The organism is Pseudonocardia sp. SID8383 (assembly GCF_009864975.1).
Classification (GTDB): domain Bacteria; phylum Actinomycetota; class Actinomycetes; order Mycobacteriales; family Pseudonocardiaceae; genus Pseudonocardia; species Pseudonocardia alni.
The window spans coordinates 1-6,055 of the sequence record NZ_WWFY01000341.1; the positions used below are offsets into that span (position 1 = coordinate 1).

Consider the following 6,055-nt stretch of genomic DNA (forward strand, 5'->3'; position numbering starts at 1 on the left):
CCCGGCAGCACCGGGCGCCCCGGCCGTCGCCACCACCCCGGACGGCACCGCCGCTCCGCAGGCCCCGGCCGACGCCCGGACCCAGGACGCGCCGGAGCGCACCGCCCCGACCCGCCCCAGCCTGTGGGAGCGACTCTTCGGCACCACCCGCTGACCTGCGACGCAGGCACCGCCACGCGACGGCGTCCCGCACCGGGGCGCCGTCGCGGCGCGTCTCAGGGGAGCTCGGTCGCCCAGCCCCGCTGCAGCGCCCGCAGCACCTCGTCGAGCAGGTCGGCGAGCTCGGAGCCGTCGTCGGCCAGCCAACGCTCGTAGGCCGCGATGCACACGCCCAGGCATGCGTGCCCGACGCTCTGCGGGACGAGCTCCGAGGAGTCCTCGCCACGACGCTCGGCCACGTAGTCGGCCACGACCTCCCGCCACGAGGCGTAGCGCAGCGTCGAGTGCGCCTGCAGCGCCGGGGTCCGAAGGATCAGCCGCAGCCGGCGCCTGTGCCAGGGCTGCTCGTCCGGCTCGACGTGGTTGAACTCCAGCACCGCCCGCCGGACCCCCTCCAGCGTCGGCAGGTCCGACGGCTGGGCCGCGAGCACCGCGCGCATCCGCACCAGCTGCTCGTCGAAGGCGCCCCAGGCGATGTCGTTCTTGGAGGCGAAGTACCGGAAGAACGTGCGACGCCCGATCCCCGCGGCGTGCGCGACGTCGTCGACGGTCGTGTGCTCGAACCCCTGGTCGCTGAACATCTCCAGCGCGATGTGCTCGATCTCCGAGCGGGAGGTGACCGGTCGACGACCGGCGCGGCGCGCCCCGCCCCCGCCGGCACTTCCGGTCCCGTCGTTCTCGGTCACCGCTGACATCGTCGCCCCGCCGTGCTCCCCGACTCCTCCGTCGTGCCTGCGACCGGCGGACCGGGAGGGTCGAGCGGAACGCCGTCGGCCCCGATCATCCCACGTCGCGGTCGACCCGTCGGCGCACGTCGCCCCGGTTCGGCGGCCGTTCGTCGCGTGGGCTCTCCACTTTGTCGGTGTGGCGCGGCACACTCGCGGCCAGACGGACCGGGACCCACCCGGACGGGTACGTCGAGGGGGAACCATGAGCGCACCCGCACGGGCCGCCGACACCACCGTGGACGAGCGGCCACCCGAGGAACGCCTCGAGGACCACCGGCGCGAGCTGACCGGCTACTGCTACCGGATGCTCGGCTCGGCGTTCGAGGCCGAGGACGCGGTGCAGGACACGATGGTCCGGGCCTGGAGGGGCGTCGCGAAGTTCGACGGCCGCTCCTCGCTGCGGTCCTGGCTGTACCGCATCGCCACCAACGTCTGCATCGACGCGTTGAACGGGCGCAAGCGCCGCGCCGTGCCGATGGACATCGGAGGCCCCGGCGCACCGGTCGCCGAGTCGCTGCGCGAGCCGCTGCCCGACGCCGAGTGGCTCGAACCGATGCCCGACGCCCGGGTGTCGACGCCGGCCGGGGACCCGGCGGACAAGGCCGTCGCGAAGGAGACGATCCGGCTCGCGTTCATCGCGGCGCTGCAGCACCTGCCGGCCCGCCAGCGCGCCGTGCTGATCCTGCGCGAGGTCCTGTGCTGGAAGGCCGCCGAGGTCGCCGAGCTGCTGGACACGTCCGTCGCGTCGGTCAACAGCGCCCTGCAGCGCGCCCGCGCCACCCTGGGCGAACAGGGCATCTCCGAGGCGGCGCCGCAGACCTCCCCGGCGATGGACCCGGCGCAGACCGCGCTGCTGATGCGCTACATGGCGGCGTTCGAGGCCTTCGACATGGAGGCGCTGACGGCGCTGCTCCACGAGGACGTCGAGCAGAACATGCCTCCGCTGGAGCTCTGGTTCCGCGGCCGGGACGACGTCATCGCCTGGATGGCGACCGGCCCCGGGCAGGGCTGCCGCGGGTCGCGGGTGGCTCCGGTGGAGATCAACGGGACGGTCGGCTTCGCCCAGTGGAAGCCGTCCGGGCCGAACGGCGAGTTCGAGGCCTGGGGCATCACGGCCCTGCGGATCGAGGACGGGGTCGTCACCGGGCTGAGCATCTTCCTCAACACCGAGCTGTTCGGCTACTTCGGGCTGCCGCTGAAGCTGGCCGACCGGCCGGAGCTGTGGGAACCGAAGGCCGGCTGAGGCCGCCCGGGCTCGCCGCCTGGCCGGGGCTGCGCATCACGGCCCGGCTCGGCGGCGGGCACCGCGGCGCGGTCTGGGCGGCGACGGACGGGAGCCGACGGCTGGTGGTCCACCGGAGTGGGCGGACGCCCGCGGCGCTGGACTGGGAGCTCGACCTGACCGGCGAGCTGCGGGCCCACGGTTTCCGCGTACCCGACGTCGTCCCGACCGGTGACGGACGGCGGCGGTGCGGGGCGGTCGTCGTCCGGACCTGGCTCGACGGCGACCCACCCGGGCCGGGCGACGAGGCGGCCATCGCCGCCGAGCTGCGCCGGCTGCACGCCCTCACCTCGGGGCGGAGCCAGCGGCCGGGGTTCGTGGGCACGACCGAGCTGCTCGCGGGCGCCGACCGGGGTGGGGACGTGGACCTGACCGCAATGCCGTCCGATGTCGTCGCGGAGTGCCGGGCCGCGTGGGCCGTGGTGGACGGTCCGGTCGCCGTCGTCCACGGCGACCCCGGCCCGGGCAACATCCGGGTCCTGGACGGACGTCCGGGCCTGCTCGACTGGGACGAGTGCCGGGTGGACCGGACGGCGCTCGACCTCGACGGTGGGCCCGGGGCTGCCCGCGAGGCCCGCCGCGCCGTCGACGCGTGGGAGGTCGCCGTCTGCTGGACCGTCGAGCCCGGTTACGCCCGGGAGCGGCTCGCCGCGCTGCGCGCCGCCCCCTGACCGGGCCTCACGCCGCCGGCGTCACCGCGGCGACCCGCTCCCCCGCCGTCCGGGCGTCGACGCGGGCGCGCTCGCGCTTCTCCGCGGCCAGCGGGCGCAGCTCGCTCATCGCGGGCACCACGTCGGCCAGGGTCAGCTCCGTCTCCACGACGGTCACGTCGGCACCCCACACGTCACGCAGGATGCGGGTGATCCAGCCGGAGCCGTGGTCCCACCCCTCGCGCGGGGTGCCCGGCCCGTAGCCGCCTCCCCGGGAGACCACGAGCACGACCGGACGGCCGGCGAGGGGCGTGCTCCCCGGCGCGAACCGGGGGTCGGTGATCAGTGCGTCGACCCAGGTCTTCAGGTGCGCGGCGATGCCGAAGTTGTAGAGCGGCGATCCGACGACGACGGCGTCCGCGGCCAGCACCTCGTCAGCCAACTCCGCGATGCGCGCGAGGGCCCCGCGCTGCTCCGGGGTGCGGTCGGCCTCGGCCACGTATCCGGCCGCGACCGCGGTGGTCCACAGGTCGGCGGGCAGCGGGGCGGTGCCCAGGTCACGGCGGACGACCTCGGCGCCCGGTCGCGCGTCGAGGTAGGCGCGCTCGACCTCGTCGGCGATCTCGCGGCTGACGGAGCCCTCGGTGCGGATGCTCGCGTCGAGTCGGAACAGGGACACGGTGACCTCCCGGTCGATCTGGAGTGAAGATGTTCTGCTGAACAGAGTATCTGCACGAGAGAAGACCTTGGCAAGCACGTATCCTGTGACGATGTCCGGTCCGTCCGCCCCGCAGAGCGTCGAGTGCGACCTGGCGTGGGCGTTGACCCGGGTGGCGCGCGACCACGCCACGGCGGTGCAGTGCGTCGTCGGCACGCTGCCCGGCGGTCAGCGCGGTTTCCAGGTGCTCGCCGCCGCGGCCGGGGACGATCCGCCCACCCAGCTCGCGCTCGCCCGCAAGCTCGGCGTGGACCGCACCGTGATGACCTACCTGCTGGACAAGGTCCAGGAGGCGGGACTGATCGAGCGGCGGCCCGACCCGAACGACCGGCGGGCCCGCCGGATCGTGCTCACCACGGCCGGCCGGGCGCTGCTCTGCGAGACCGAGACCCGGCTGCGCGCCGCCGAGGCCCACATCCTGGCGCCGCTCTCCCCGGACGAGCAGGGCGCGCTCCGGACGCTGCTGCGCCGGGTCGCGACCGCGGGCACCGACCCGACCTCCGCCGAGGGCGAACCCCGTCCGCCGTCGGCGTAACCGCAGGTCAGGTGGCCCACCCCGGCCCTAGTGTCGGGCGGCACCCGAGGAGCGGAGATCCGATGCCCGTCCTGTCCACCCCGTCCGACCCCGCCGACCGCCTGCTCGGCGAGCGGATCGTGCTGCTCGCCCGCGAGCTCGACGACGACGTCGCCGCCGAGACCTGCGCGCGCCTGCTGCTGCTGGCCGCGGAGGACGCGCGCCGCGACATCACCCTGCACGTCCTGGCGCCCGGCGGCTCCCCGGTCGCCGCGATGGCGGTGCACGACACGATCCGCACGCTCGGCGTCGACGTCACGACCGTCGCCGTGGGATCACTCGCGGGCCCGGTGCCGTTCCTCGTCGCGTCGGGGACGCCGGGCAAGCGGCTCGCTCGCGCGCACGCCGCGTTCCTGCCCACCGCGGACGGGCCGGTCCGCGGCTCGCACCCCGGCGACGTGCGGGTCCGGGCCGACCACCTCGCCGGACGCCGCCGCGAGATCGAGTCGCTGACCGCGGCGTACTGCGGCGCCCCACTGCCCGACGACGCCCGGGACCGCTGGCTGTCGGCGGCGGAGGCGGTGACGTTCGGCATCGTCGACGGACTGTCGGAACCCTGGACCGAAACGGATAGCTAGAGTCTCCGATGTGCGAGTCTCGGATCTGTCCCGGTCGTCCGGTGTCCCCGTCGCGACGATCAAGTACTACCTGCGCGAGGGCCTGCTGCCCCGCGGCGAGACGACGTCACCGAACCAGGCCCGCTACGACGACGCGCACATCCGACGGCTGCGCCTGATCCGGGCGCTCGTCGAGGTCGGCGGGCTGCCGATCGCGACCGTCCGCGAGGTGCTGTCGGCCGTCGACGACCCCGCGGTCGGCCTGCACGACATGCTCGGCCGGACGGTCTACGCGATCACCGGCGACGTCGGCGCGTCCGGCTCGCTCGACGAGGCGGAGGCCGACCTGGCCGGAGCCATGGCCCACGTGGGCTGGCAGGTCGAGAAGGACGCGCCCGCGCTGGCCGGGGCCCGGTCGGTGCTGGCCCGGATGCACGAGCTGGGCTGGGGCCCCGGCGAGGAGACCCTGCGGGCGTGGGCCGAGGCCGCCGACCGCGCCGCGGAGGGCGACCTGGCCGCGATCGGACGGACCACCGACCGCGAGGAAGCCGCGGAGACCGCATTGGTCGGCACCGTCCTCGGCGACGCCCTGCTCGCGGCCCTGCGCCGGATCGCCCAGGAGAGCCGCTCCGCGCAGCGCTACCGCGCCGGCCCCTGAGTCCCGGGCAGCCGCACCGTCACCAGCACCGCGCGGTGGTCGCTGCCCGGGGTCTCGAGGACGACGTGGCGGCGGGTCACCGACCCGCGGGGCACGAGCACGTGGTCGATGCGGATCCCGGCCCAGCGCGGCAGCGACGACGGGAAGGTCCCCACGAGCCCCCGCCCGGTGCCGTCGGTGGCGTCGACGCAGTCGCCGGACGCGTCGCGCAGCCGCCGGTGGTCGACGACGGCGTTGAGGTCCCCGGCCACGACCGGCGCCGGTCGGGTGCGGGTCCACTCCCCGATCAGCGCGAGCTCACCGGTCCACAGCTCGGTCCACCGCGGGTTCGTCGGGGCGGAGGTGTGCACCGCGTACAGCGTCCGGGCACCGAGCAGCCCACCGGTGACCTCCAGGTACGGCAGCCGCATCCCCTGCCCGGGCCGGACGTCGACCTCCCCGGCCCGCGGCGCGACCAGTACCACCGTGCCGCGCTGGTCCGGGACGCCGGGCGGGACCGAGGACCAGCCGCGGTAGCCGCCGAGCAGGGGCAGGAGCCGGTCGAGGTAGGCGACGCCCGCCTCGGGCAGCACGACGACGTCCGGCCGCTCCCGGGTCACCGTCGCGGCGAGCGCGCCGGTGTCGGCCCGCCCCAGCAGCACGTTCGCGACGAGCACGGTCAGCTCGGGCCCGTCCGGCAGCGGGCCGTCCGGGCGCGGCAGCACCCGTCGCAGCGCGGGAGCGGCGGCC

At 75.6% G+C, this 6,055-nt stretch carries 8 protein-coding genes; 5 read left to right on the forward strand and 3 right to left on the reverse strand.

Translation table 11 applies throughout. The features are described from left to right. Nucleotides 1-215: 215 nt before the first annotated feature. Nucleotides 216-854 (reverse strand): mycofactocin system transcriptional regulator, encoded by a 639-nt coding sequence (gene mftR / locus GTW08_RS08175; RefSeq protein ID WP_073577887.1) that lies wholly within the window; start codon nucleotides 852-854, stop codon nucleotides 216-218. A gap of 235 nt (nucleotides 855-1,089) precedes the next feature. Between mftR and GTW08_RS08180 the strand changes: the two genes are divergently transcribed. Together GTW08_RS08180 and GTW08_RS08185 are read left to right on the forward strand one after the other, a co-directional pair. Further along, entirely contained in the window at nucleotides 1,090-2,130 is a 1,041-nt protein-coding gene (locus GTW08_RS08180) for a sigma-70 family RNA polymerase sigma factor (protein ID WP_073577888.1), read from the forward strand. After that, on the forward strand, nucleotides 2,109-2,840 hold the full coding sequence (locus tag GTW08_RS08185) for a phosphotransferase enzyme family protein (protein ID WP_083659039.1): 732 nt from the start codon (nucleotides 2,109-2,111) through the stop codon (nucleotides 2,838-2,840). Before GTW08_RS08180 ends, GTW08_RS08185 begins: the two co-directional genes overlap by 22 nt. 7 nt (nucleotides 2,841-2,847) lie before the next feature. Here GTW08_RS08185 and GTW08_RS08190 read toward each other — a convergent pair whose 3' ends face one another. Then, nucleotides 2,848-3,498, reverse strand: a complete 651-nt coding sequence (locus GTW08_RS08190; protein WP_073577889.1) for an FMN-dependent NADH-azoreductase — start codon at nucleotides 3,496-3,498, stop codon at nucleotides 2,848-2,850. Nucleotides 3,499-3,589: 91 nt separating this feature from the next. Here GTW08_RS08190 and GTW08_RS08195 point away from each other — a divergent pair, with 91 nt between their 5' ends. From GTW08_RS08195 to GTW08_RS08205, 3 genes are all read left to right on the forward strand, one after another. Further along, entirely contained in the window at nucleotides 3,590-4,072 is a 483-nt protein-coding gene (locus GTW08_RS08195; protein WP_073577942.1) for a MarR family winged helix-turn-helix transcriptional regulator, read from the forward strand. Nucleotides 4,073-4,134: 62 nt separating this feature from the next. Next, complete coding sequence (locus GTW08_RS08200) at nucleotides 4,135-4,689, forward strand: ATP-dependent Clp protease proteolytic subunit (protein ID WP_073577890.1); 555 nt, start codon at nucleotides 4,135-4,137, stop codon at nucleotides 4,687-4,689. Nucleotides 4,690-4,699: 10 nt separating this feature from the next. Beyond that, nucleotides 4,700-5,326, forward strand: coding sequence for a MerR family transcriptional regulator (locus tag GTW08_RS08205; protein ID WP_073577891.1), 627 nt, complete (start codon nucleotides 4,700-4,702; stop codon nucleotides 5,324-5,326). On the opposite strand, the gene GTW08_RS08210 is transcribed toward GTW08_RS08205, so the two are convergent. Beyond that, nucleotides 5,308-6,055, reverse strand: a 748-nt coding sequence (locus GTW08_RS08210) for an endonuclease/exonuclease/phosphatase family protein (protein WP_161151715.1), incomplete at its 5' end; no start/stop codon positions are given. The two genes, GTW08_RS08205 and GTW08_RS08210, sit on opposite strands and share 19 nt — an antisense overlap.

Excerpts from the sequence above, each read along its gene's own strand:
- mftR (WP_073577887.1), bottom strand. The coding sequence starts at position 854 with ATGTCAGCGGTGACCGAGAACGACGGGACCGGAAGTGCCGGCGGGGGC.
- GTW08_RS08180 (WP_073577888.1), top strand. The coding sequence starts at position 1,090 with ATGAGCGCACCCGCACGGGCCGCCGACACCACCGTGGACGAGCGGCCA.
- GTW08_RS08195 (WP_073577942.1), top strand. The coding sequence starts at position 3,590 with ATGTCCGGTCCGTCCGCCCCGCAGAGCGTCGAGTGCGACCTGGCGTGG.
- GTW08_RS08200 (WP_073577890.1), top strand. The coding sequence starts at position 4,135 with ATGCCCGTCCTGTCCACCCCGTCCGACCCCGCCGACCGCCTGCTCGGC.